Below are 24,114 nucleotides of genomic sequence, written 5' to 3'. Positions count from 1 at the left end.
AAAATGAAAGATCAATTATCATAAAACACTACAACTTTCTTCTATTATCTTCAGACTTCGTGTCTATTAATTTATTGTAAGGATCTACTCCTACTTCAACCGGTTTTTCATCAACAATAATTGTAATTTTATTATTGATCTCTGTAATCTTATGCTTCTTTAAATACAGCTCTTTTTCTTTCTTTTCCCCATCAACTTCTTCCTGCGCAAAAATACCAATATCAATATAATCTGCCAATGGAACTGATAAAATAGGTTTTTTCATTTCATCCGTTTGATACGTTAAAGTATCTCCCACTTTTTCACCATAATACCGTTTTCCCTTTTCATCATTTCTATATTTAGAAACTTCAAATTCTATTTCTACTTCGTATTTCCCGTTGTCTAATTCTGTAGATTTTACTTCTAAAATTTGGTTTCTGTACAACGTAATGGTTTCAAACATATCTTTAATTACATATTGTAAGGAATCTGGTGTTACTTCTCTAATATAATTCACCATTTCTACGGAAGTTGTATATGGAGCTTCTTGAAACTTTACTTTTTCTACATACTTTTTTAAAGCCCCATTTAAGGTTTCTTCACCTATATAATCACTTAAAGCATAAAAAACTAAAGACCCCTTCTGATAACGGATATACCCTTGTCCGTCGTTATACATCAATGCATTTTCACGCTTTCTTTCCATGGTTCTTTGCATTAAATAATCATCTAAAGCTTTCTTTAAAAAGGTACGCATCTTCGGTTTTCCATTTTGATGCTCTAATACTTTTAACGAAACATATTCCGACAAACTTTCTGACAACATGGTAGCACCCAAAACATCTGCACCAATAACTTGATGTGCCCACCATTGATGTGCAACCTCGTGTACAGTAACTGCAAAAGGATAATCTACTCCATCATCATTTGTATCATCTACAGCAGCAATAAAACCAAAGCCTTCAGAAAACGGAATTGTATTTGCAAAAGATTGCGCAAAAGTACCTTGTGTTCTAGGGAATTCTACAATTCTTAACTGTTTATGTTGATAAGGGCTAAAGTTTTTCTCGTTATACGTAACAGATGCTTTCATCCCTTTTAGCATTCTATCTAAATTATAATTGTGTGGTTTGTGATAGTAAATTTCTAAACTAATACCATTCCACATTTCTTTTTTAACTTGATATCTTGCGGAATTAAATGCATAGAAATTCAACATTTTACTATCCATTTTATAATGGAAATATTTACGTCCTTCTTCTGTCCATTCTTTTTGCAAATAACCTGGTGCAATTGCAATTTGATCTTCGGATGTAGAAACGGTTGCTTCAAAATCTATCCAATCAGAATCTTTAGAAATATATGTATTTCCTAAAGCGGTAGAATCTGTAGGTTCAGATTGTAAATTATTTGGAGGTAAACTGTACTTTTCTCTAATTTTATTGTCAGTCAATTCTCCTGCAGAAGAATATCCTAAACTAGGAAACATAGAGAAATTATTTAAAAATGTTCCGTTTGCTAAAACAGGCGATTTTCTTTGAAACATGGTATTTTCTTTACTTTTTACATGCACTGTAAGTTGTAAAGAATCGCCAGGTAGTATTTTTTTATCGAACTTATAAATATCAAAATTAAAAACCGTGTCCTCTAAGACCAAATTATTTGGTTTATTAAATTCGAAGGTGTTTTCTAATGAGTTATGATTTAAGAAAATACTATCAATTGCTTTATCCGTTTTATTTATCATTGTAAAAATAGCACTTGCTTTGTACGTTCTTTTCTTCGGATAAATAGCTACATCTGCATTTACAGCTACAATTCTTGGTTGTTTATAATCTTCGTATTTTTTATAACTTTTTTCCCATTTAACGGCATTTAATTCAGCTTGTTTAGAAGCTGAGTTTTCTTCTTCTGATTTTGTTTCTTGATAGATCGTAAAACCTAAAGTTAAAAAAGCAACCAAAACAACCGCTAAACCAATTTTTTGAGGTGTTTTAAATCTTGAGACAGCAATATCCATTCTTTCAGAAAAAGAATTTGGTAATCCTCTAACCCAAAATAAAACACTTACAAGAAGTAATACTGTTCCTCCTAAAATCCAATAGATTTTATACCATAAATAACGAGACAACGCAGAGCCATACCCATTCATATCCGAATAACTAAAACCTGGGCCTTCGTTATATTTAAAAATGGCTAACTCAATTCCTATTAAGTCTAAAAACGGAATCCCCATAGCAACGATTAACAAAACTAATAAACCTAAATATTGATTTTTAAACAACGTTTGTACAAATATTGCTAAGAAAGCCCAAATTGCATAGTTTAAAAATTTTAACCCAAACAACTCTTTTATATAATGACCAATTTCGAAATTATAATATCCTTGATACGCTTGAAACAACATACCAGAAACCATAATTACTGCCAGTAAAACCAATTGCATTTTTAAAATAGCAATCAATTTAGAGAATAATAATGTCCAGTTTGGTATTGGTGTACTATCAACTAAATGACTAATTTTTGCAGTTCTTGCTCTTTGCACTAACATACCAGCGTATAAAAAAGTACAAATATTAATAACAAACAAACTAAAAATATTTCCACCACCTAACATTTGCCAAGTTACTGGTAATGTATCTGTTCCAAAAATTTCACTAGAAATAAATAAAGTTCCAAACAACATTAAAAGTCCAACGATAAGAATGCAGATAAAAGGTAAGCTTTTAAAAATGTATTTAAAATCGATGTTAGACAAGTGCCACATCACTTTTAAATTCTGAATAAAAGAATAATCGTGAGACACTTTTGGTAACGTTATTCTTGTAACTCCGCTAAAATTAGATTTTGTAATTCTTTCTGCTTTTACTTTTCTAAAAGAAAGTGTAATTGCATTTTGTGTAAATTTAAAATATTTATAAACCAACCCAAAAATTAAAGAGGAAACTACCAACCACAATAAACGGTTATAAATTACCAATTCACCTATTGGAATTTGCATTTCATTTTGTTCAGAAACGGTCCAATATTTTGTATAATAAGAAGACGCGGAAGAACCATAAGGATCTAAAACAGCTAACAATGTTGCTTGTTCTGGTTCTGATAAAATACTAGAAATAGCTCCCTGAACAAACATTAAAATAATTACCGTAATAAAACCAGCTGCAACACTTCTAGAAAATGTAACAATAGCAAAAACAACAGCACCAAAAAACAATACATTTGGTAAAATATAAACCAAATACGTTGTTAAATAAGTCATAACATTAAAATCGCCAACAATATCTGAATTGGTTCCTGGAAAACGAAACCCAATAACCATTCCTAAAGCAACAACCAAAACAATAGCAGAAACCACTACAATTCCGCTAAAGAACTTTGCAAATAAATAATTCGCTTTTGTAAACGGATACGAAAATAAAATGGAGTGCATTTCACTTTTAAAATCTCTGTAAATAGAAACTCCAATAATTGATGGAAATAAAAAGAAGATTAAAATAGTAAATGCATTAAAGATACCTGTAACACCAATTGGCGAATTTACAATTCTGGAAGAACCAGTGGTACCAGAAACGCCATCCCAAATACCCGCAGATGTTGCAGATAAGAAGAAAGAGATTAATAAAAATATTGAAATATAAATATAAAAAACAGGTTTGTTAAACCAGTATTTTAATTCGTGTTTAAAAATAGTTGAAAACATAATTACAAAGTTATGAGTGATGAGTTTTGAGTGGTGAGTTAGATTCTCTTTATAAAATTTTTTGGCTAGAGCATGTTAGTACTCTTAACTTTTAACTAATAACTCTTAACTTGTTAAAACTGGTTCGTCTTGTTTTAATGCAATAAAATACACATCGTCTAATTGCGGAGTTGCTGCTACAAAATCATCTGAAGGTTTTTCTTCTGCATGTACTCTTATATTTAACGTATTGTCTGTATTAAAATTTCTAGACAACACATTGTACAATTTCATATTTTCTTCTAAATCGTCTTTTTCTACAATTTTTGTCCAAATGGTGTTTTCTAATTCTTCTGTTGCTTTTTGTGGTGTAGAGTGTTTTAAAATTCTACCTCCGTTTAAAATAGCCATTTCATTACACAATTCTTTAACATCTTCTACAATGTGTGTAGAAAAAATAACCGTACAATTACTTCCAACTTCTCTTAAAACATTTAAAAAACGATGTCTCTCTGCAGGATCTAAACCTGCAGTAGGCTCATCCACAATAATTAGTTTTGGATTGTTTAAAAGCAATTGCGCAATACCAAAACGTTGTTTCATTCCGCCAGAATAACCCGCAACATATTTATGTCTTACTTCATATAAATTAGTAATATCTAAAACCTCTTTTACAATGGCTTTTCTTTCAGATTTTTTTGAGATTCCTTTTAAAGTTGCAAAATAATCTAACAAATCTTCGGCAGACATTTTAGGATACACACCAAAAGATTGTGGCAAATACCCTAACACTTTACGTAAAGACATATTGTCTTCTAAAACATTAATATCACCAAAAGTAATTGAACCAGAATCTGGACTCTGTAATGTTGCAATGGTTCTCATTAAAGAAGATTTCCCTGCACCATTTGGTCCTAACAAACCAAACATTCCTGTACCTATTTCAATACTTAAATTATCAATAGGCTTTACGCCGTTTTTGTATGTTTTGGTTAAATTTTCAATTACTAACTTCATATTGTTGGTTTTAGTGATATTACTTTGGTGATTAGTGTAAAAGTAAGCACTTTTGTTACACTTTTTTGTGATTTTTTTAATGGAGTTCCTAAAAAATCGTATTATTTTTACCATTGGAAGTATAAAATGTACTCTATATTTTTTCTGATTACTTTTACAATAGAAAAAACAACCGAACTAACATTTAACTTTAGAACTTTTCATATTAAAACTTTATAAACTTTTATAATGGCAAAAAAATCAATTTTAAATAAAGCGTCACTTACATTTTTAGAAAAATACTTAAATAATGCTGCACCAACCGGATACGAATGGGAAGGTCAGAAAATTTGGATGGACTACCTAAAACCGTATGTAGACACATTTATTACAGATACCTATGGTTCTGCAGTAGGAGTTATAAACCCAGATGCAAAATACAAGGTAGTTATTGAAGGGCATGCAGATGAAATTTCTTGGTATGTAAATTATATTTCTGATAACGGATTGATTTACGTGATTAGAAACGGAGGATCAGATCATCAAATTGCACCAAGTAAAATTGTAAACATTCACACTAAAAACGGAATTGTAAAAGGTGTTTTTGGATGGCCTGCAATTCATACAAGAGACAAATCAAATGAGCAAGCTCCAAAACCAGACAACATTTTTATAGATACAGGTTGTGCTACCAAGAAAGAAGTAGAAGATTTAGGTGTTCATGTTGGTTGTGTAATTACATATCCAGATGAATTTCATATCTTAAACGGAGATAAATTTGTTTGTAGAGCTTTAGACAACAGAATGGGTGGTTTTATGATTGCCGAAGTAGCTCGTTTATTAAAAGAAAACAAAAAAGAATTGCCTTTCGGATTGTACATTACAAACTCAGTACAAGAAGAAATTGGTTTGCGTGGTGCAGAAATGATTACACAAACCATTAAACCAAATGTGGCAATTGTTACTGATGTAACACACGATACAACTACACCAATGATCGAGCAAAAAACTGCTGGTCTTTTAGAATTAGGTAAAGGTCCGGTTATTGCTTATGCACCAGCTGTTCAACAAAAATTACGTGATTTAATTACAGAAACTGCCGAAGCAAAAGAAATTCCTTTTCAGCGTTCTGCACTTTCTAGAGCAACAGGAACTGATACAGATGCTTTTGCTTATAGTAATGGTGGCGTTGCTTCTGCTCTAATTTCTTTACCGTTAAGATACATGCACACCACTGTAGAAATGGTACACAGAGATGATGTAGAAAATGTGATTAAAATGATTTATGAAACATTATTGAATATTAAAGGAGGAGAAACTTTTTCTTATTTTGAATAAATAAAATACAGATACGAATTTCACGGATTATGCTAATTATTTTGACTTTTATATCATTTTGAAATGAGCTTTTTTAAGCGATTGAGAAATCTCATGATTTTGTAATCTATATTATGAGATTTCTCCTATCGTCGAAATGACAAACTAACTAAAAAATATTATTTAGTGGTAATTAGTGAAATTCGTGTCTTTTAATTATGGACGAACTCATAGACATTTTAACTCCTGATGGAAAACTTACAGGAAAAACTGCTTTAAAATCTGAAGCCCATAAAAATGGTTGGTTTCATGCAACTGTTCATATTTGGCTTTTTACTTCGGATGAAAAAATATTACTTCAAAAAAGAGCATTGACCAAAAAAGTATTTCCTGGTTTGTGGGATATTTCTGTTGCAGGACATATTGCTGCCGGAGAAGCTATTATTACCTCAGCAAAAAGAGAAGTCTTTGAAGAAATCGGACTTAAAATAGAAGAAAAAGACCTCATCAAAATAGGCACAAGGATTCATCAAGTTTCTCATGCAAACGGAATTCAAGATAACGAACATCATCATGTTTTTATCGCTGAATTAAAAGTGCCTTTATCAACATTAACCATTCAAGAAGAAGAAGTTGATGCCATCGAATTATTTGATTTATCAACTTTAAAAAGCACAGAAAACCTAAAGAATGTTTTACTTCCTAGATTTCATGAGTATTACTGTTCGGTTTATAACAAAATTCATCAACAAATACATAAAAGATGAAAAATTCAATTGCAGAACGCGTTTACGATTTTTTAAAAAACTATCCGCCTTTCAACTTATTAGCTACAAAAAAAATATTAGAAATAGCTTCTCAAGTTTCCATTATCTATTTAGAAAAAGGAAAAGTTATTTTTAACGAGAATGATGAAATTCACAAACAATTTTACATTGTAAGAAATGGAGGAATTAGTTTGTATAAAAATTCTAATGACAAAAAAGCGCTGATAGACATTTGTGATGGTGGTGATATTTTTGGTTTAAGACCGTTAATTAGTAAAGAAAACTATTTATTAGACGCCATCGCCAATGAAGAATCTATTGTCTATGCGATTCCTATTGAAATTTTTGAAGCAGTATCAGAAAGAAGTTTAAAAATTAATAAATATCTATTAACTTCTTTTGCTTCTAACTCTTTTGATCCTTATACAAACGAGCAAAACAGCAATGTTTTTACAGATTATATAGAAAATGATAATTTAGCTTATTCTAATTTACACTCTGTAAATTACACTAAGAAGCCATTAACCTGTAAAGCTAATGCTACAGCTAAAGAAGCCGCTATAAAAATGAGTAATCAAAAAGTTGGCTGTATTATAGTGGTAGATGATGCCTGCGTTCCTTTAGGAATTATTACAAATAGCGATCTTAAAAACAAAATAGCTACAGGTCTATTTTCTATAGACATCTCTGTAACAGAAATCATGTCTTCCCCAGTAATTACACAATCTAAAAACCTTACTGTTTTAGACGCTCAGTTACAAATGATAAAGCAAAAGGTAGGTCATTTGTGTATTACTGTAGATGGGACAAGTAATTCTAAGTTGATAGGAATTTTAACTAATCATGATGTTTTAGCTTCACTAGGAAACAACCCAACAGTAATTTTAAAAGAGATTAAACGAGCTAAAAAAACAAGAGAGATAAGAGAAATTAGAATCAAGGCCAATCAACTTTTAAAATCTTATCTAGAACAAAATATACCATTATCACATATTTCTAAAATTATATCCGAAATAAATGATAGTGTAACCATAAGAGTTATTGAGATTTCTTTAAAAAAAATGGCTACGCCACCGCCTGCTAAATTTACTTGGTTAGCATTAGGAAGTCAGGGTAGAAAAGAACAACTTTTATATACAGACCAAGACAATGCTATCATTTTCGAGGATGTTAGCAAAGAACAATATACAGAAACGAAAGAATATTTTTTACAATTAGCAGGTCATATTACAAAATCGCTACATAAAATTGGTTATGAATATTGCCCTGCAGAAATGATGGCAAGCAATCCTAAATGGTGCTTGTCTTTATCTGAATGGAAAGATCAATTTAACGAGTGGATTTTTAATGTTGATGGAGAAGCCATTTTATTATCGTCTATTTTCTTTGATTTTAACGCTATTTATGGGGAAGTTTCTATGGCAAGAGAGCTAACCAAAAGCATTTTTAAAACACTTAATGAAAGGACTCTTTTATTTACTTTTTTAGCAAAAGAAGCCATTGCAAGTCCATCTCCTCTAGGATTTTTTAAACAGTTTCTAGTAGAGAATAATGGTGACCATAAAGATTCTTTTAACATAAAACAAAGAGCTTTAATGCCCTTAATTAATGCAGCAAGACTTTTAACGCTCTCCAATAATATTTTTGAAATTAACAATACTGCACACCGTTTTGAAAGATTAGCTGAAATAGAACCTCAAAATAAAGAACTGTATCAATCTTGTTCTTATGCTTTTAAAGCCTTGCTAAAATTTAAAACCAAACAAGGAATATTACACAACGATTCTGGTAAATTTATTAAATTAGAGTCTTTAACAAAAGAAGAAAAGTTGAAACTTAAAAGGTGTTTTAAACCTATTAGAGAAATTCAAGAAGTGCTTACTATTAAATTTAACTTATCAAACATGAGATAATTATGAAGTTTAACTGGTTTAATAAGAAGGAAAATAAGGTACTTCCGGATTACTTTTTAGAGTATGAAGATAGTTTTTTAAACGCACCAAAACTCGCTATAAACGAAACTCGATTTGTTGTTTTTGACACAGAAACTACGGGATTTAACAGAATGAGAGATCGTGTATTGTCTATTGGTGCTGTTTCTTTAATCGACAACACTTTAAATGTAAATGATAGTTTTGAGGTGTATTTAAAACAAGAAATATTTAATCCAGAAACGGTACATATTCACGGAATTTTAAAAGAAGGAAGCATAACAAAAATCTCTGAATTAGAAGCGCTAAAAAGTTTTTTAAAATACATCGGTAATTCAATTTTAGTTGGGCATCATATAAACTTTGACATTATGATGATGAACCAAATTTTAGTAAGAAACCAACTACCAGAAATTAAAAATAAGACCTTAGATACAGAACATTTATATAGAACCTCTAAGCATACTGTTTATCAAAACACATTGCCAAAAGAACGTTATACTTTAGATAAATTATGTGATGAACTAAATGTATCTAAAAGTGATAGACATACCGCAAGTGGAGATGCTCTTATTACAGCTATATTGTTTTTAAAAATAATAGCTCGCTTAGATAAAAACAACGATTTAACCGTGAAAGACTTGCTAAATTCATAATAGCATTTTCTTATTTAAAATTCCATATACTCAAAAAGCATCTTTAATACGTTAGATTGATACTTTCTCTAACGGTGTCTAAAACACGAATTAGACTTCTAGAAAAATCATAGGTCATAATAGTACTTTCTTTTTTGTTTTCTCTTAAAAGACTATTAAAATGTTTTGTTTCGAAACTATAACCAATGGTTTTATAATCGAAACTAATGGTTTCTTCTGTATCATTTTTTAAAATTGTTACAGAAGAAGGCGCATGAAATTGTGTGTTTATTTTTACAATTGCAGTGTCAAACGTAAAAACAGCTTCCGTTGGAGTATTCTCTAACAAGGTACTTTTTAAATTAGCAGTTGCATTTTTATAATTAAAAAGCATATTACATTCAGCATCTGCACCATTTTTAAAGAAAGTAGCATCGGCTTCAATAGTAAGTGGAGTTCCCAAAGTAGATAAAGCTGCAAAAATTGGATAAATACCAATATCTAATAAACTTCCTCCTCCCACTTCTTTTTTAAATAATCTTCGATCTGTATCATACGTATTATAAAAACCAAAATCTGCTTCTAGCTTTTTTAACTCTCCATACTCCCTGCTCTTAACAAGATCTAAAACATACGTAAAATGTGGTAAAAAATACGTCCATAATGCTTCCATCAACAAAACATTATTTTCTTTTGCTACCGCAATCATTTCTTCTACTTCTTGCAAATTCATTGCAAAAGGCTTTTCACATAAAACTGCTTTTTTATTTTCTAAACAAAGTATAGCATGTTCTTTATGAAAACTATGCGGAGTAGCCACATATACTGCATCTACCTCAGCATCTTTAGCCAAAGCTTCGTATGATTTATATGCCTTTTTAGCACCAAATTTCTTTGCAAAATCGCTTGCTCTCCCTTCACTTCTAGAAGCAACAGCAACTAATTCTGCATTTTCTACAGTTGCCAAATCAGTAGCAAATTTTGTAGCTATTTTTCCAAGGCCAATAATTCCCCATTTTATTATTTTATTTTCCATAGTAACTTTTTTAATTATTTAAAGATAGAATCTAAAAAGGTATCAAATACTGTCTACACTTATTTATCTAAAGTATTCTCAATTAATTTTCTTTTTCATTTAAAATTGTCTTGTCAATATTAAAGAACCCTAAAAAAGAAAATAATACAATTAGAGAAACAACATGAGTTATGTTTAATGAAACATCGTTCAACACATCGTATGTAATTTTTAAAATAGCCAATAAACTAATTACTAACGCTATTTTACTTTGCCTATTTATCGCTTTAAAAACGAATAATAGTGAGAAAAATATCACTAAAACACATCCAATAAAATTCAGCCATAAATAACTAATTATCGGTTCTAAACCTTGTGATTCTAAGTTGTAAATTCCGAAATAATAAATAGAACAAATTAATATTTGCGTAATTAAAGCTGCTCTAAACACTGCATTTCCATTTACCTTTTTAAAGAAAAATGCCAACAAGAAAATACCCAAGACGTTTCCGTAGAAAATAGACCCAATAATATTTACAAGCTGAATTAGATTATCGAATAAATTGGCCACACACGCCACCGAAATGGCTATGATTCCCCAAAGCAATGTAAACCATTTAGAAGCCTTTACATAGTGCTCTTCATCTTTATCTTCTCTTACATTTCGCTTGTACAAATCTATAGCAGTTGTACTTGCCAATGCGTTTAATTCCGATGCAGTAGAAGACATTGCTGCAGATAAAATAACCGCTAATAAAAGTCCGATTAATCCTCTTGGTAAATTGTTTAAAATAAAATGAATAAACACATAATCCTTGTCGTTTGATTCTATTTTTTTAATGGATTTCTCATTTACTTTTTTAATAATTTCTTTAGCTGATTCTTTTAAAGCTAAATCTCTTTCATTTAATTCTTGAATTCGAGTAGCTTCTTCCTTCTGAAAACCATCAGAAAACAACAATCTTTTATCATTTTCTATAATGGTATGTTCTGCTTCTAATTTCTGATATTCACCAACAAATTCAGAGTTCTGAACCGCGTCATTTGCTGTAGGATTAAAGTTTAAAGGCGATGCATTAAATTGATAAAAAACAAAAACCATAACACCAATTAGCAGAATAAAAAACTGCATTGGCACTTTTAACAATCCGTTAAAAATTAAACCTAACTGACTTTCTCTAACCGATTTTCCTGACAAATAACGTTGCACCTGACTTTGGTCTGTTCCAAAATATGATAACATTAAAAATGTTCCCCCTAAAATCCCAGTCCAAACTGTGTACCTATTACTTAAATCGAAAGAAAAATCTAACACTTCCATTTTATTACTTGCCCCCGCAATTTCTAATGCATTGCTGAATGTAATGTTTTCTGGAAGCTGACTCATAATCATAAAAAACGCAATTAGCATTCCAATAAAAATGATAATCATCTGTTGTTTTTGCGTTACGTTTACTGCTTTTGTACCTCCAGAAACCGTGTAAATAATCACTAAAAAACCGATGATAATATTCAGTGTTAATAAATCCCAATCTAATACGGCACTTAAAATAATGGCAGGTGCAAAAATGGTAATTCCGGCAGCCAATCCACGTTGAATTAAAAACAAAATTGCCGCTAAACTCCTCGTTTTTAAATCGAATCTTCCTTCTAAAAACTCGTAAGCTGTGTAGACTTTTAATTTATGATAAATCGGTATAAAAACTACACAAATTATAATCATTGCAATAGGCAATCCGAAGTAAAACTGTACAAAGCCCATACCGCTATGAAACGCTTGTCCTGGTGTAGATAAAAACGTAATTGCACTCGCTTGTGTTGCCATTACAGACAGACCGATTGTCCACCATTTAGAGTCGCTCCCACCCTTAATATAATCGGTTACATTCTTATTTTTTCTAGTTACATATGTACCATACGCTACTATAAAAATTAAGGTTACAGAAAGAATAATCCAATCTATTGCATGTAATTTACTTTCAATTTCCATAAACTAAACTGTAAAATAATTTGTAATTAAATAAAACGCAATAACATAAATTACATTCGCTATTAAAACCAATGAATATTCTTTTTTCCAAGTATATTTTTCTTCTTTCATTCTATTTTTATTAGAAGCTATTTCCTGCTTTTGTTACTCGCTTTTTTTACTTCTGTTCTCGATACAAATTTGCACGAACTGACAGTAAAAAAGAGCTCAAACAAACAACTCAATCAGGGCTAAACTTGTTTGTCACTTTTGTCCTTTTTAAACTTCACTTTAATATTCCAACTTGAAATCTCAAACTTGAAACCTTAAACCCTGAACCTTACTTTGAAACTTCTTTCCCTACAGACAACATATTTGCAAATAATCTATACGCACCAGAAACACCTGCAGGCAATTCTCTAAAGAAACTTAAACCTGTATAGATATAATTTCCTTTACCATATTTAGCAATTAACAAACTACCCAATTTCATGTGTTCTCCTTTATCATTCATAGATAAAACAGGTGTGTAAGATTCATGCCAAATATTAGGAAAATACAAACCACGTTCTTGTACCCAACCATTAAAATCTTCGTTGGTAATTTTATTAGGAAAATTCATTAACGGATTGTCTTCTGCTAATATTAAAACATCTGCAGACTCATCTGTTACTCTATCTCTAGACAACTTTAAAGGAAAAGGTGCTGCAACATCTACATTTCTATTCGTGTTATATTGCACAATCATGTTTCCTCCTTTTGCTACATATTCTAACAAGAATTTTTGTTTGAATTTTAGCTCATCAACAACATTATAAGCTCTAATACCTAAAACGATAGCATCATACTTTAATAAGTTTTCTTCATTAATATTTATAGGGTCTATAATTTCTACGCTATAACCAATCTGACGTAAACTTTCTGGAACAGCATCACCTGCTCCTTTTATATAACCAATTGTATTTCCTACTTTTTGAATATCTAAACGAACAACTTTTGCTTCAGAATTTAACAAAACACTTTGTTTAGGAATATGATTGTAATTAATCTCAACCAACTCTTTAGTATAGCTTTCGCCTTTAGAAACGGCAATAACTTCTAATTTTCCTTCAGACGGATTTTTAGGTGGTGTTACTAAAAACGAAACATTTTGTACATCTTCCTTTTGTTCAATATTAAAATTAATTTCTGCAGGAGTTACTCGCCAACCTTCAGGAACTTTTAAACTTACCTTTCCTTGCACAAAAGGAATACCGGCTCTAATTACTACATTGATATTCTTAGAAATGCTATCAGAAAAAATAAGTACTTTGTTTTTAATTTTTGTGGTTACTTCTGGTAAAACCTCATAAGGTTCATAAATTTCTCCTTTATCTCTTTCAGCATATCGCCTAACAATATTCTTTGTAATCGTAATCGGAATAAAATCTATGATTAATTTATACGTTATTTTAGAAATACTAGGTGTTTCTGGCAACCCAATTAATGCTTGATCATCTACAGTATACATTCCTAAAGTAGCCTCTTTACGCAACCAATAAGGATCTGTATAAGAATTTGTTTTTAAAGCAAATGTTTCTTTAAATGTAAATTTCTCATTCTTTGTTAAATTAAATCCTTTAAAAATTTCAATGCTATCTAATTCAGAAACAATAGAAGTTAGCTGCATATTTACATCACTTCTATTTAATACTTCAAAATTTATATCAATTTTAGAATTAGGTGTTCCAGAAGAACTGTTTGCAGAAGCCTCTATATACAAACCTGCACAAGCTTCAATAATTTCTTTAATCTGCTTTTCTTTAATTGTTTTCCAGTGGTTGTCTTCTAAATCGCTCATCATGCTATACGCTAACATTAATTTAGATAAGTGTTTAGACGGATTTACAAAATCAAAATTTTCTTCTACATCCTTTAAAATTTTCCCTATTGAAGCTCCATTTTTTAAACGACTCCAAGTAGTATTAATACCAGAAAAAACATCGTTTTCTACTATTAAAGAATCTCCTTTTAAAAACTCTACATACTCTTTTTGAGATCCTCTTGTGCTCAAACGTCCAAAACCTTGACTCAAATGTTGGCTACTTGCTATAGACGCAATTTCGTTATTAGACAAACCTTTTAAAGCATAATACGCTCCAATATCAAAAGAAATTAAATCTTTTGCAGCTTCGTTAAATGCTTCTTGACTTTTAAAGGAACGAGAAGAAATATTATGAAACAAACGTTTTGGTTGCCAAGTTTTGGTATATTTAAGTTGATCAGAATATTTAGTAGAATCATTGGCAATATCAAAAGCCGCCACACTTAAAATAGCAGAAGCTGTATGATGACCATGCGTTGTACCAGGAGTTCTATGATCGAACCTATTGATAATAACATCTGGCATAAAATTTCTTATTGCCCAAACAACATCACTTAAAACAGCTTCTTCATTCCAAATTTCTAACGTTTCATCTGGATGTTTAGAATATCCAAAATCATTTGCTCTTGTAAACATTTGTTCACCACCATCAACACTTCTTGCGGCTAATAATTCTTGAGTTCTAATAACACCTAATAACTCTCTAAGTTCCGAACCAATTAAATTCTGACCTCCATCTCCTCTTGTTAAAGACAAATAAGCAGTTCTTGCTTTTACATTATTTGATAAATAAGATATTAAGCGCGTATTTTCATCATCTGGATGCGCAGCAATATAAAGCGCAGTTCCTAAGAAATTCAGTTTTTGAATTTTCTCGTAAATCTGATTCGAGGTTAATTTTTGAGGTTTTTGAGCGAATACTGAAACAGAAATCAGTAAAAAGGCTAGTGTAGAAAGTAAAAATTTCTTCATATGTATAAAATTGGTCTATTCTTTTAAGTCTTAGTGAGGTTAAAAAAAATTATATAAACCTCATTGTAATGATTAGTCTAACAATCTTTAAAAAATTACAGATTGTCATAAAAACAAATGTAGTTTTTTATGAGGGGTCTTGAAATTTGTTAACATAATTATAACGTTTCAATTTTCATTAACAAAATGCTCATAACCTGTTAATAAATTAATTTTCAGAATCACTTAATAAGGTTATATTTGTAAGACTAATAAAGATAAAAAATCAATGAAATTTATTGTATCGAGTTCGCAATTATTAAAACAATTACAAGTTTTAGGCGGCGTTATAAATAGCAACAATACCTTACCAATTTTAGATAACTTTTTGTTTGAATTATCTGAAAACCAATTAAAAGTTTCTGCATCAGATTTAGAAACAACAATGAGTTCTGTAATAGATGTAGAAAGTGATAGTTCTGGTTCTATAGCTGTTTCTGCACGTTTATTATTAGATACCTTAAAGACGTTTCCAGACCAACCTTTAACGTTTAAAACGGAAGGTGACAATGCAATTGAAATTAGTTCTGATCAAGGTAAATATGACATGGCTTATTTTGGTGGAGATGAATTCCCTAAAGCGGTTTCTTTACCATCACCAAGTAAAACAGTAGTACCTGCAAGTATTTTAGGAACTGCAATTTCTAAAACAATATTTGCTGCAGGAAATGATGATTTACGCCCAGTAATGAGTGGTGTATTTTTTCAGTTTAGCTCGCAAAGTTTGACTTTTGTTGCTACGGATGCTCACAAATTAGTAAAATATACAAGAACGGATGTTACTGCAGATCAAACCGCAGAATTTATTATGCCCAAAAAACCTTTAAACTTATTAAAAGGTATTTTAGGTGGTTCTGATAGTGATGTTACTATTGAATATAACGATGCAAATGCAAAATTTACGTTTGATAACGTAGTTTTAGTATGTCGTTTAATTGATGGTAAATATCCAAATTACGAAGCAGTAATTCCAAAAGAGAATCCAAATAAATTAACTGTAGACAGAGCTTCTTTCTTAAACTCTGTAAGACGTGTTTCTATTTTCTCTAGTAAAACAACACACCAAATCCGTTTAAAAATGGCGGGGACGGAATTAAATATTTCTGCCGAAGATTTAGATTTCTCTAATAAAGCAGACGAACGTTTAAGTTGTGATTACCAAGGTGATGATATGCAAATTGGATTTAACTCTCGTTTTTTAAGCGAAATGTTAAACAATTTAAGCTCTAACGATGTTTTAATTGAAATGTCTTTACCAAACAGAGCAGGAATTTTAACTCCTATTGATGGTACTGACGAAGGTGAACAAGTTACCATGTTAGTAATGCCAGTAATGTTAAATAGCTAATACACTTTATTTATTGCATTAAAATGATATATCATTCCTGTAAAAGCAGGAAATTATAATATTAAAAACCACAATTGATTAAAAATTAATTGTGGTTTTTTCTTTACATTTACCTTCATGAATTTCCTAGCCCATTTATATTTATCACAAAACAACACCAATATTATGATTGGTAATTTTATTGCCGACCATATTAGAGGTAATAATTATTTGAGCTTTTCTAAAGAAATTCAGCAAGGAATTTTCTTACACAGAGAAATTGACACGTTTACAGATGCTCACGAAGTTGTACGAAAAAGTAAAAGACGTTTGCACGAACGTTACAGACATTACGATGGCGTAATTATTGATATTTTTTATGATTATTTCTTAGCTAAGAATTGGGCAGATTATTCAGACATCCCTCTAGAAACCTATACCAAAGATGTTTATGATTTATTTAGCAGTATTTCAGACGATTTACCTGTAAAATCTCAAAACTTCATTAAATATATGATTGAATATAATATTTTGTTCAATTATCAATATAAAGACGGAATTGCAAAGGTTTTAAACGGAATGAATACTAGAACAAAAGGAAAATCTCAAATGAATTTAGCCATTGAGGATTTACGCCTTTTAGAAGATGAACTTCAAGAAGATTTTACCTTATTTTTTAAAGATTTAATAGCACATACAAATCAAAAGTTTAAAGAACTAACTAGCGCTTCTAACACAAATGAAATTCAAGAGTAGTTTTTGTTGAATATATTTTGCATAACTAATAGGAAGAAGTTTTAAATTGAAGTATTACTCCTTCTAAACAAATTAAAGAACTTAACACCAACCTTATGAAAAAAATAATTTTACTTTTTAGTCTTTCACTTTTAATGATAAACTGTAAGACTGCAGAACAAAAAGAAAATACTACAGGTCTAATCACTCAAAAGGCTATGGTTGTTTCTGCAAGAATTGAAGCTTCTAAAATTGGCTCTGACATTCTTAAAAAAGGTGGAAATGCTTTTGATGCAATGGCTGCTACAGATTTAGCTTTGGCAGTTGCATACCCATTTGCAGGAAACCTTGGTGGTGGTGGTTTTATGGTCTACCGAAAAGCAGATGGAGAAATTGGCGCGTTAGATTATAGAGAAAAAGCACCATTAGCCGCCAGCAGAGACATGTATTTAGACAATGAAGGCAATGTTGTAAAAGAAAAAAGTACTTTAGGAGCAATGGCAGTTGGAGTTCCAGGAACATTAGCAGGTATTTTTACTACTCATAAAAAATTTGGAATAATGCCGATGTCAGAAATTTTAAAGCCTGTTATCGCTTTAGCTAAACGAGGAGTTGTAGTAACTAAAAAGCAAGAAGATAGAATTAAAACTTATCAATCTTTATTTTTAAAAGCAAATAAAGATTCCATTCCTTTTAATAAAAACTGGAAAGAAAATGACACCATTAAATATCCTGCGTTAGCAGAAACGTTAATCCGTATTCAACAAAATGGATTAGATGAATTTTACAAAGGAGAAACTGCTAAAAAAATAGTCAATTTTATTCAAGCAAATGGAGGAATCATCACTTTAGAAGATTTAGCAAAATACGAGGCTAAATGGAGAACTCCTGTTACTTTTACCTATGATGACTTAAAAGTAATTTCGATGTCTCCCCCATCAAGTGGAGGTGTTGCTTTGGCACAAATAATGAAAGCGATTGAGCCTTTTGATGTAGATAAATTTGGGCATAATACAACAAAATCTATTCAAGTTATTACTGAAGCAGAAAGACGTGCGTATGCAGATAGAAGTTTCTTTTTAGGAGATCCAGATTTTGTTACCGTACCACAACAAAAACTAATTTCTAAAACATATGCTAAAGAAAGAATGGCAGATTTTTCTTTTGAAAGAGCAACAAAATCAGCCGATGTTTCTCATGGAAATATAGAAGTTATAGAAAGTAATGAAACTACCCATTATTCAATTGTAGATCAATTTGGAAATGCCGTTTCTGTAACCACAACTTTAAACGGTGCTTATGGTTCTAAATTATATTCACCTGAATTAGGTTTCTTTTTCAATAATGAAATGGACGATTTTAGCAGCAAACCTGGTGTGCCAAACATGTTTGGTTTAATTGGTGCAAAAGCCAATGAAATTCATCCAGAAAAAAGAATGTTGAGTTCTATGACACCAACTATTGTTGAAAAAAACGGCAAACTTTTTATGGTAGTCGGAACCCCTGGTGGATCTACCATAATAACATCTGTTTTACAAACTATCCTAAATGTTCATGAATATAAAATGGGAATGCAAGAAGCGGTAAATGCTGCGAGATTTCATCACCAATGGCTGCCAGATGTAGTTAAAATGGAGCCGAATAGTTTTGACAAACAAGTAATCTCAGAATTAAAAGACCTTGGATATACCATTGATGAAACTACTTCTAGAATTATTGGTAAAGTTTCTGCAATTTTAGTTTTACCCGACACAAGTTTAGAAGGTGGAGCAGATAAACGTGGAGATGATACAGCCGTAGGATTTTAATGAATTTTAATAAAAATAAACTATAAAACGTATGCAAGTACAACCATTTCACTTAGCAATTCCAGTACAAGACTTAGAAAAATGCAGAACCTTTTACAGAGATATTTTAAACTGCGAAGAAGGCAGAAGTACAGAACAATGGGTAGATTTTAATTTCTTCGGACATCAATTAGTAATTCACCAAAAAGAAGAATATGTACCAACAAAAGCTGTTACAAATCCTGTTGATGGTCATGATGTTCCGGTTCCGCATTTTGGAGTTGTTTTAACTTGGGAAGATTGGCATTCTTTAGCAGAGCGTTTAATGTCTGTTAACACAAAATTTGAAATTGAACCTTGTATTCGTTTTAAAGGAAAAGTAGGTGAACAAGCAACCATGTTTTTTAAAGACCCAGAAAATAATGCTTTAGAGTTTAAAGCTTTTCAAGATATGAATCAATTATTTGCTAAATAATGCAATTAATAGAAACTCATATTGTAGAAAAGTTAGAAAAACCAATTCGTTTTCAAGAATATAGCGTTGGTATTTTTAACACAATCCCCACAAAATCTGGTATTAAAAAAGCTATTAAAAAAGGACTTATTTTTATTGAAGGAAGTTTAGCAACCACATCTAAATACATTTCTGGAGGAGAAAAAATAGAACTTTTTGAGTCTGAAAACTCATCAACATTTGAAAGACTAAAACTATATATTGAGGTTTTATTTGAAGACGAAACTTTAGCCGTTGTTTACAAACCTGCAGGTATTTTAGTGAGTGGTAATAAGTTTGTAACCATTGCCAACGGATTGGCACAAAACCTTAAAAAAAGTACTTTAGCTGATGCAGTAAAACCACAACCAATTCATCGGTTAGATTATCCTACAAGCGGACTTTTATTAATAGGTAAAACAAGCACAGCAATTACAGCATTAGGGAAATTATTTAAAGAGAAAGAAATTCAGAAAACCTATTTTGCTGTTACTATTGGCAAAATGAACTCAGAAGGAACTATAAAACTTCCTATTGATAAAAAAGAATCTAAAACAGATTTTAAAGTTTTACATACTGTAATTTCAGAACGTTTTGAATTTTTAAACTTGGTGAAATTATCACCAAAAACAGGAAGAAAACACCAACTTAGAAAACATTTATTTTCTTTAGAAAATCCTATTTTAGGTGATAAAGAGTACTTTTTAGAAGGTAAAGTTTTAAATGGAAAAGGCTTGTATTTACATGCAGCAACTTTAGATTTTGTGCATCCTTTTACAAAAAAAACTATTTCTATATCAAAAGAACTTCCAAAGAAATTTAATAAAATATTTAAAGAACTATCGTTTTAAAAACCTTATTAACTTATAATAAAGCCAACACATAGTTTCTTCATTCTAAAAAGATTAATTTAGCCACTTATTATAAAATCACAAAATGAAGAAGCTTTTTAAAATTATTGGAATTATTTTATTACTAATAATTGTTTCTGCAGGAATCTATTATTTTGCTACAAACGAACCTTTACCAGAAGGAAAACAAGGTAAAGAAGCCGATGCTTTAGCAGAAAAAATGTTAAATGCATTAAATATTGATGCCTACAAAAACACAGAAATACTAGAATGGAGTTTTAGAAATGAACATCATTATAAATGGATTAAAAGAACAAATGTTGTTATTGTAAAATGGAACGAAAATACCGTTCATTTATTTTTAAATGAACCGCAAAAAAGCCTTGTAGACTTTAAAGGAATTGCTGTTGAAAATCCAGATCCAAAAATTATAAAACAAGCACAAGACTATTTTAATAACGATTCTTTTTGGTTAGTAGCTCCTTATAAAGTTTTTGATGCTGGAACAGAAAGGCGCCTTGTAAAATACAATGATAAAGATGCCTTATTAATTACCTACACTTCTGGAGGTTCTACTCCTGGAGATTCTTATCTATGGTTTTTAGATGAAAACTATTTACCAACTTCTTTCAAAATGTGGACTTCAATAATACCTATTGGTGGCGTTTCTGCAACTTGGTCTGATTTAAAAGACACCAAAACGGGTATCAAATTACCAACTAAACATGAACTATCTATATTTGGTTTAGAAATAAGTATGGGAGAAGTAACGTCGGAAAATAGTAAAGCAGATATTCTTGCTAATAATATTTTAAAAGCGATAAAACATGAAGCATACAAAAACACTCGTTTTATAGAATGGAGCTTTGGAGAAAAAAGACATTTTAAATGGGACAAAGAAAAACATATTGTAGACGTTTCTTGGGATAGCATTCGTGTACATTTATATCCTAGAAATAGAGAAAATAGCAGTGTGTTTATCAACAACAAAAAACAAGAAAAAGCAGATACAACTATTGTAAAAAAAGCTTGGGATATTTTTAACAATGATTCTTTTTGGTTAGTTGCTCCGCATAAATTATTTGAAAACGGAATTATAAGAAGCATACAGCAAGTAGATCATAAAGACGCGTTGTTAGTAAAATATACAACAGGAGGTTCTACACCTGGTGATTCTTATTTGTGGATTTTAGATTCTAATTTTGTACCTAAAAGCTATAAAATGTTTGTACCAAGCATGAAAATGGATGGTGTTTCTGCTACTTGGCAAGATTGGATCACTACAGAAAGTGGTACTTTGTTACCAACTAATCATACTTTTGGTAATGGTAATATTTTAAGTATGGGTAAAGTAAAAGGATATAATTAATGAAATCTAAAACAATTGCCAGCGGAATTTTAAGGGCTATAGGAATACTTTTAGGGATTTTTCTTCTTGGTTATTTCTTATACACCATTCAATCTGTAATTATCTATATTATAATTGCAAGTATTTTATCGTTGGTTGCCAGACCTATCATTATTTTTCTAAGAGCAAAATTAAAGTTTCCAAACACACTTGCTGTTGTATTTACCATGATTTTTATGTTAAGCCTATTAACAGGTTTAATTTTAATGTTTATTCCTTTAATTACTGAGCAAGGCCAAAATTTATCTTTGCTTGAGGTGGATAAACTTGAAGCAAATATTCAAGAAATTTTTAACCAAATTACCGGCTATTTTTCTTCTAGAGGAATAGATGTTTTGGGTGAATTAAAAAATGTAGATTTTATTTCTCAATTTAAAGAAATCCCTGATTTCTTAAATGCTGTTTTAGGTGCAGTAGGTACTATAAGTGTTGGTTTATTTTCAGTATTATTTATATCTTTCTTTTTTATGAAAGATAGTCACTTGCTTAAAAATGGCGTGATGGTAATAGTCCCAGAAGGCAATGAAAGCAGGTTTTCTAAATCTTTAGATACCATTAATAATTTATTGTCTAGATATTTTATTGGACTAATTTCTCAAATTACAATCCTATTTATCATATACACTATTATCTTACTAATTTTTGGAATTAATAACGCCGTCGTCATTGCTTTTTTATGTGCTTTGTTAAACCTAATTCCGTACGTTGGTCCCTTAATTGGCGCCGTAATTATGTTTATTTTATCGATGACAAGTAATATTGGATTAGATTTTCAATCAGAAATTTTACCAACAACCATGTATGTAATGACTGGTTATCTAATTGCACAATTAATTGACAATTTTGCGAGTCAGCCAATTATATTTTCTAAGACAACAAAATCTCATCCGTTAGAAATTTTCTTAATAATCATTATTGGAGGCCTACTTTTTGGTGTTGTAGGTATGATTACTGCTGTACCTTTATACACTGCGTTAAAAGTAATTTTAAAAGAGTTTTTGGCTGATAATAAAATAGTAAAATCATTAACTAAAGACCTCTAATTTCTTTTGAACAAAGCCATTTTAAGTCCAAAAATTCAGCAATTTATTACTGATAATTTAAAATCAAACATTACAAAACTGATTTTAAAAGGAAGTCCATTTAAAGATATTTCTGTACAAGAATTAGCCAATCAAATTGTAGCTAAGCAAAAATCTGAACACAAACTTGAAAGCTGGTTTTCTACAGAAAATATTTATTATCCGCCTAAAATAAGTATAGAACAAACCTCTTCAGAAATTACCGCTGCTTATAAAAGTAACTTGGTTTCAGGAAGTTCAATTATAGATATTACAGGAGGTTTTGGAGTAGATTGTTTTTATTTTTCAAAACAATTTAAAGAAGTTATTCATTGTGAAATTAATGAAGATTTATCTAAAATTGTAAAACATAACTACCTGCAATTAAAGGTAAAAAACATCACTACTTTTTCTGGTGATGGTCTTGAATATCTAAAAAATCACAAAGCAAATCTTGATTGTATTTACATAGATCCCTCAAGAAGAAATGATCTAAAAGGAAAGGTGTTCTTACTAAATGATTGTTTACCGAATGTTCCAGAAAACATCGATTTCCTTTTTACTAAAACCAATCAAATACTCATTAAAAATTCACCTATTTTAGACATTACAAGTACAATAAATGAATTAAAATTTGTAAAAGAAATTCATATTATTGCCTTTAATAATGAGGTGAAAGAATTGTTATTTTTATTAGAAAAAGAGTATAGTGATCCAATAAAAATCAAAACCGTAAATATTGGTAAAAAAGAGATACAAACTTTTAACTTTAATTATAAAGAAGCAGTAAATTCTGAATATTCTAAACCACGCTCCTATTTATATGAACCCAATGCTGCTATTTTAAAATCTGGAGGTTTTCATGAAGTTTCACAACAATTGAAAGTTTTTAAATTACAACAACATTCTCATTTATATACCTCTGATGAAATCATTGATTTTCCTGGAAGGGTCTTTAAAATAGAAAACGTTTTAAGTTACGATAAAAAGAAACTTAAAAAATTAGTTGTAGAAAACAAAGCAAATATTACCACAAGAAATTTCCCAAAAACGGTCGCTCAAATTAGAAAAGAAACCAAAATTAAAGACGGTGGAAATACATATTTATTCTTTACAACACTTAATACTACTGAGTATATTGTTATTCTTTGTAAGAAAGAACAACACAAACAGATCCTAAACAACTAAATGTTAATAAATTAAATTCATTTTTCAACATTTTATTAAGTTTTATTACTAAGTTTACAAACACTTTAAGTGTTTTTTGATTAGGGGCTTAAAAC

The 24,114-nt window shown here is 30.3% G+C and carries 17 protein-coding genes; 12 read left to right on the top strand and 5 right to left on the bottom strand.

What is annotated here, in order from left to right:
- Positions 1 to 28 precede the first annotated feature (28 nt).
- On the bottom strand, positions 29 to 3,685 hold the full coding sequence (locus tag H0I29_RS12365) for a M1 family aminopeptidase (protein WP_218752585.1): 3,657 nt from the start codon (positions 3,683 to 3,685) through the stop codon (positions 29 to 31).
- Between the two features lie 105 nt (positions 3,686 to 3,790).
- The gene (locus H0I29_RS12360; RefSeq protein WP_218752584.1) at positions 3,791 to 4,681 is read right to left on the bottom strand and encodes an ABC transporter ATP-binding protein; all 891 of its coding nucleotides are present in this window, start codon (positions 4,679 to 4,681) and stop codon (positions 3,791 to 3,793) included.
- A 228-nt stretch (positions 4,682 to 4,909) separates the two neighbouring features.
- Here H0I29_RS12360 and H0I29_RS12355 point away from each other — a divergent pair, with 228 nt between their 5' ends.
- The 4 genes from H0I29_RS12355 (at position 4,910) to H0I29_RS12340 (ending at position 9,331) form a co-directional block, all read left to right on the top strand.
- Positions 4,910 to 5,998 (top strand): M42 family metallopeptidase, encoded by a 1,089-nt coding sequence (locus H0I29_RS12355; protein ID WP_218732978.1) that lies wholly within the window; start codon positions 4,910 to 4,912, stop codon positions 5,996 to 5,998.
- Between the two features lie 197 nt (positions 5,999 to 6,195).
- A complete protein-coding gene (locus H0I29_RS12350; RefSeq protein WP_218752582.1) occupies positions 6,196 to 6,744 on the top strand; it encodes an NUDIX domain-containing protein in 549 nt (182 codons plus the stop codon).
- On the top strand, positions 6,741 to 8,657 hold the full coding sequence (locus H0I29_RS12345) for a DUF294 nucleotidyltransferase-like domain-containing protein (RefSeq protein WP_218752580.1): 1,917 nt from the start codon (positions 6,741 to 6,743) through the stop codon (positions 8,655 to 8,657). Before H0I29_RS12350 ends, H0I29_RS12345 begins: the two co-directional genes overlap by 4 nt.
- Before the next feature lie 2 nt (positions 8,658 to 8,659).
- Positions 8,660 to 9,331 (top strand): PolC-type DNA polymerase III, encoded by a 672-nt coding sequence (locus H0I29_RS12340; RefSeq protein ID WP_218752578.1) that lies wholly within the window; start codon positions 8,660 to 8,662, stop codon positions 9,329 to 9,331.
- Positions 9,332 to 9,374: 43 nt separating this feature from the next.
- Here H0I29_RS12340 and H0I29_RS12335 read toward each other — a convergent pair whose 3' ends face one another.
- The 3 genes from H0I29_RS12335 to H0I29_RS12325 all read right to left on the bottom strand — a co-directional run bounded on the left by H0I29_RS12335 (position 9,375) and on the right by H0I29_RS12325 (position 15,130).
- Positions 9,375 to 10,346 (bottom strand): Gfo/Idh/MocA family protein, encoded by a 972-nt coding sequence (locus tag H0I29_RS12335; protein WP_218752576.1) that lies wholly within the window; start codon positions 10,344 to 10,346, stop codon positions 9,375 to 9,377.
- Between the two features lie 82 nt (positions 10,347 to 10,428).
- Complete coding sequence (locus H0I29_RS12330; RefSeq protein WP_218732973.1) at positions 10,429 to 12,315, bottom strand: sodium:solute symporter; 1,887 nt, start codon at positions 12,313 to 12,315, stop codon at positions 10,429 to 10,431.
- 319 nt (positions 12,316 to 12,634) lie between these two features.
- Positions 12,635 to 15,130, bottom strand: coding sequence for a PIG-L family deacetylase (locus tag H0I29_RS12325; protein WP_218752574.1), 2,496 nt, complete (start codon positions 15,128 to 15,130; stop codon positions 12,635 to 12,637).
- 268 nt (positions 15,131 to 15,398) lie between these two features.
- Between H0I29_RS12325 and dnaN the strand changes: the two genes are divergently transcribed.
- The 8 genes from dnaN to H0I29_RS12285 all read left to right on the top strand — a co-directional run bounded on the left by dnaN (position 15,399) and on the right by H0I29_RS12285 (position 24,019).
- Positions 15,399 to 16,517: a DNA polymerase III subunit beta gene (dnaN, locus tag H0I29_RS12320; protein ID WP_165730063.1), complete on the top strand. Its 1,119-nt coding sequence runs from the start codon at positions 15,399 to 15,401 to the stop codon at positions 16,515 to 16,517.
- 165 nt (positions 16,518 to 16,682) lie between these two features.
- Positions 16,683 to 17,252: an ACP phosphodiesterase gene (locus tag H0I29_RS12315; protein ID WP_218755237.1), complete on the top strand. Its 570-nt coding sequence runs from the start codon at positions 16,683 to 16,685 to the stop codon at positions 17,250 to 17,252.
- Positions 17,253 to 17,347: 95 nt separating this feature from the next.
- Entirely contained in the window at positions 17,348 to 19,039 is a 1,692-nt protein-coding gene (gene ggt / locus H0I29_RS12310; protein ID WP_218752572.1) for a gamma-glutamyltransferase, read from the top strand.
- 31 nt (positions 19,040 to 19,070) lie between these two features.
- Complete coding sequence (locus H0I29_RS12305; protein WP_218732970.1) at positions 19,071 to 19,493, top strand: VOC family protein; 423 nt, start codon at positions 19,071 to 19,073, stop codon at positions 19,491 to 19,493.
- Positions 19,493 to 20,362, top strand: a complete 870-nt coding sequence (locus H0I29_RS12300; protein WP_218752570.1) for an RluA family pseudouridine synthase — start codon at positions 19,493 to 19,495, stop codon at positions 20,360 to 20,362. The genes H0I29_RS12305 and H0I29_RS12300 overlap by 1 nt, the downstream gene beginning before the upstream one ends.
- An 85-nt stretch (positions 20,363 to 20,447) precedes the next feature.
- Positions 20,448 to 21,731: a hypothetical protein gene (locus H0I29_RS12295; protein ID WP_218752568.1), complete on the top strand. Its 1,284-nt coding sequence runs from the start codon at positions 20,448 to 20,450 to the stop codon at positions 21,729 to 21,731.
- Positions 21,731 to 22,813 (top strand): AI-2E family transporter, encoded by a 1,083-nt coding sequence (locus H0I29_RS12290; RefSeq protein WP_218752566.1) that lies wholly within the window; start codon positions 21,731 to 21,733, stop codon positions 22,811 to 22,813. Before H0I29_RS12295 ends, H0I29_RS12290 begins: the two co-directional genes overlap by 1 nt.
- A 6-nt stretch (positions 22,814 to 22,819) precedes the next feature.
- Positions 22,820 to 24,019, top strand: a complete 1,200-nt coding sequence (locus tag H0I29_RS12285) for a class I SAM-dependent methyltransferase (RefSeq protein ID WP_218752564.1) — start codon at positions 22,820 to 22,822, stop codon at positions 24,017 to 24,019.
- Positions 24,020 to 24,114 lie beyond the last annotated feature (95 nt).

This window comes from Polaribacter sp. R2A056_3_33 (assembly GCF_019278485.1).
GTDB lineage: Bacteria > Bacteroidota > Bacteroidia > Flavobacteriales > Flavobacteriaceae > Polaribacter.
The sequence above is the reverse complement of the archived record's forward strand: the minus strand, read 5'-3'. Positions and strand labels throughout refer to the sequence as shown.

What these genes read in the sequence shown, in the direction of transcription:
- H0I29_RS12295 (WP_218752568.1), top strand. Translation starts at nt 20,448, where the DNA reads ATGAAGAAGCTTTTTAAAATTATTGGAATTATTTTATTACTAATAATT.
- H0I29_RS12350 (WP_218752582.1), top strand. Translation starts at nt 6,196, where the DNA reads ATGGACGAACTCATAGACATTTTAACTCCTGATGGAAAACTTACAGGA.
- H0I29_RS12325 (WP_218752574.1), bottom strand. Translation starts at nt 15,130, where the DNA reads ATGAAGAAATTTTTACTTTCTACACTAGCCTTTTTACTGATTTCTGTT.
- H0I29_RS12365 (WP_218752585.1), bottom strand. Translation starts at nt 3,685, where the DNA reads ATGTTTTCAACTATTTTTAAACACGAATTAAAATACTGGTTTAACAAA.
- H0I29_RS12340 (WP_218752578.1), top strand. Translation starts at nt 8,660, where the DNA reads ATGAAGTTTAACTGGTTTAATAAGAAGGAAAATAAGGTACTTCCGGAT.
- H0I29_RS12315 (WP_218755237.1), top strand. Translation starts at nt 16,683, where the DNA reads ATGATTGGTAATTTTATTGCCGACCATATTAGAGGTAATAATTATTTG.
- H0I29_RS12300 (WP_218752570.1), top strand. Translation starts at nt 19,493, where the DNA reads ATGCAATTAATAGAAACTCATATTGTAGAAAAGTTAGAAAAACCAATT.
- H0I29_RS12335 (WP_218752576.1), bottom strand. Translation starts at nt 10,346, where the DNA reads ATGGAAAATAAAATAATAAAATGGGGAATTATTGGCCTTGGAAAAATA.
- H0I29_RS12330 (WP_218732973.1), bottom strand. Translation starts at nt 12,315, where the DNA reads ATGGAAATTGAAAGTAAATTACATGCAATAGATTGGATTATTCTTTCT.
- H0I29_RS12355 (WP_218732978.1), top strand. Translation starts at nt 4,910, where the DNA reads ATGGCAAAAAAATCAATTTTAAATAAAGCGTCACTTACATTTTTAGAA.
- H0I29_RS12360 (WP_218752584.1), bottom strand. Translation starts at nt 4,681, where the DNA reads ATGAAGTTAGTAATTGAAAATTTAACCAAAACATACAAAAACGGCGTA.
- H0I29_RS12290 (WP_218752566.1), top strand. Translation starts at nt 21,731, where the DNA reads ATGAAATCTAAAACAATTGCCAGCGGAATTTTAAGGGCTATAGGAATA.
- H0I29_RS12305 (WP_218732970.1), top strand. Translation starts at nt 19,071, where the DNA reads ATGCAAGTACAACCATTTCACTTAGCAATTCCAGTACAAGACTTAGAA.
- dnaN (WP_165730063.1), top strand. Translation starts at nt 15,399, where the DNA reads ATGAAATTTATTGTATCGAGTTCGCAATTATTAAAACAATTACAAGTT.
- ggt (WP_218752572.1), top strand. Translation starts at nt 17,348, where the DNA reads ATGAAAAAAATAATTTTACTTTTTAGTCTTTCACTTTTAATGATAAAC.
- H0I29_RS12345 (WP_218752580.1), top strand. Translation starts at nt 6,741, where the DNA reads ATGAAAAATTCAATTGCAGAACGCGTTTACGATTTTTTAAAAAACTAT.